The organism is Streptomyces sp. NPDC001222 (genome assembly GCF_042896945.1).
GTDB lineage: Bacteria > Actinomycetota > Actinomycetes > Streptomycetales > Streptomycetaceae > Streptomyces > Streptomyces gibsoniae.
Window position 1 is genome coordinate 1 of record NZ_JBIAXT010000089.1, and the last position, 2,158, is coordinate 2,158.

2 protein-coding genes are annotated in these 2,158 nt (G+C 65.0%); one reads left to right on the forward strand and one right to left on the reverse strand.

All coding sequences use genetic code 11. The features are described 5' to 3' along the window. Window positions 1-194: 194 nt before the first annotated feature. Window positions 195-611, reverse strand: coding sequence for a hypothetical protein (locus ACFY2Z_RS41635; RefSeq protein WP_390749193.1), 417 nt, complete (start codon window positions 609-611; stop codon window positions 195-197). 815 nt (window positions 612-1,426) lie between these two features. On the opposite strand from ACFY2Z_RS41635, the gene ACFY2Z_RS41640 reads away from it, so the two are divergent. Continuing rightward, entirely contained in the window at window positions 1,427-1,756 is a 330-nt protein-coding gene (locus ACFY2Z_RS41640; protein WP_390749194.1) for a tyrosine-type recombinase/integrase, read from the forward strand. Window positions 1,757-2,158: the final 402 nt, after the last annotated feature.

Below are 2,158 nucleotides of genomic sequence, written 5' to 3' on the forward strand. Positions count from 1 at the left end.
CACTCCAAGCCTTCGACATCACCTTCGACGGCCGGCTCACCGCCGGACGCCGCTGAACAAAACCGACCGAGTTCCACCGTTCGCTACACAGACCCTACTGGCCGTCCACGTGCGTCTACCTCTGCCGCCGTCCGTGGCTGTTGATGTCGGCGGTGGATGTCAACTCCTGGGTAAGGGCATGTCCATGCAGGATCTCAGCGGGGCGAGATACTCGGTGAGGCTCCGGACAGGCAGTGGTCGCATGCGGCTTTCATGGAGGGATACGACGCGCCCAGAGCTATCCGACTGCCCGGAGCGTCGTCCTCGCAGACGTATCCCCCTGGGCCTGAAGCTGTCTTGACGTGCAGCATTACTTCGTAGGAGGAGATGTGCACGGTGCGATGTGCCCCCGCTGGGATGACTCCTAGGCTGTGCTCCTCCGCGCATTCGTTGTCCCCGTCGCCGGCACACCAGAAGACGCGCACCGGGTGCGATGTGCTGTTCACCAGAGCGATCGGATCGACGTTCTCGGGGTCGGTCGGATCAGGGTTGCAGCCAGCGATAGCGAGTGCAGCCAAGCCCAGCAGGATCATGGTCGCAAAGCGGGCAGCACGGCCGTTCAGCAGATCCACTTGCTCTCCGAGGGGGCGTCGTATGAAGCCCGCACCGTATCGCAAGACCTCCGCCCCAGTACCTCAGCTTGGGAAGCTGCGAGCCTTTGGGGCCAGGGAAGATGCCGACCTGGGCAATGGTCTGGCCGTGGCCCCTCGGGCTCAGCTGCTTTCCCCGTGGTTCCCCGTTGCTCCCCGCTCGTTCTGGTGCGGTTGTGGTGCGGCCGAATCAAACCGCACGCGGTCTTGAAAACCGTCGTGGCGCGAGTCACCGAGGGTTCAAATCCCACACCCACCGCGCAGGTGAACGGCCCCTGACCAGGGCCCGGGGTACGTCTTACTGTGCCCGACGGTCGGCACAGTCCCTGCGACTCTCCCGGCTACGCTCGCGCGGGAGCGCCCCGCGGCGCGCGGCTGCGGGGCGCCTTGTGGGGTTTAGTCGATGAGATACCGCCCGTTGTACGTACCGCCCTTGCAGGTGAAGTCCGTAAAATCGGGCGTTCCGCCGCCCTGCCTGCACTGAGCAGGGCTGATTGCGCCACTCTGTGCGGTGGCGGTGGCGGCGCCTGTGAGGCCGAGTCCGGCGAGGGCGGCCGTGGCGATGACGGCGGCGAGGATTCGTCGAATGCGCATTCGGTTCCCCTTTCACGGATTGCCTCGGTTGGGGCACTAGTCAGCTTGATCCTCACCCATGTGGGTAGCGCGTGATGTTGCGCCATTCGGGTGACAGTGCTGGCGGGTGCGGGGTCGGTGACGCGACCCCTCGGACAGGTCCTAGATGTATTGATCACGAGGTTGTCAACGCGGGCCGGACTTGATCATGGCGAAGACCTCCGGTGCGGTGGAGCTGTCTAGGAACGCACCACACGGAGGTCTTCGTCTCCCGCCGTAATGCCCGGCTGACCGTGCACGGCAGGCGGCTGCCCGTAGAGCGTGTCTGTTCGGGCCGTCCCGTCGCGCATGTCGCGGCCGAGATTGACGCTCGGCACGGCTGCGCGACTTTGCTCACCGCGGCCGGCGTCGCACCACGCGTCGTCATGGAGATCCTTGGGCACAGCCAGATCGCCGTCACTATGAACGGCTACGCGCACGTGGTCCAGGACACGCAGCGCGAGGCGGTCAGTCACATGGATCGGCTGCTCACAAGGCGCCTACAGCGCGAGTAGGCCCGTCGCTGATGTCAGATCTGGATGTCAAAGACCCCCAACCATGATCGGCTGGGGGTCTTTGTCCGGGTGGGCGCGGACGGTTTCGAACCGCCGACATCCGCCTTGTAAGGGCGGGGGCATGGAACGCCCCTGGCGCGCAGGTCACTCCGGCTCTGAAGAGCTCGCAGGTCACCGGCGCATCTCGACTGTTGTGGGCCGCTGTTGACCGTGGTTGACCGCTCTATCTGGCACGACTGTGGCATGCGCTGTGAGACCAGGCGCTTAGAAGATGCGGGCAGGTATTGGTGAGCGCGGCCGGCGGCACTGTCGGCGACGGCTCAATATGAGGCCAGCTTCGGCGCTTCAGTTGTGGGCCATCCGTAGTCTCGTTGGATGGTGTGTCCGTCAGTCGTTGCTGCT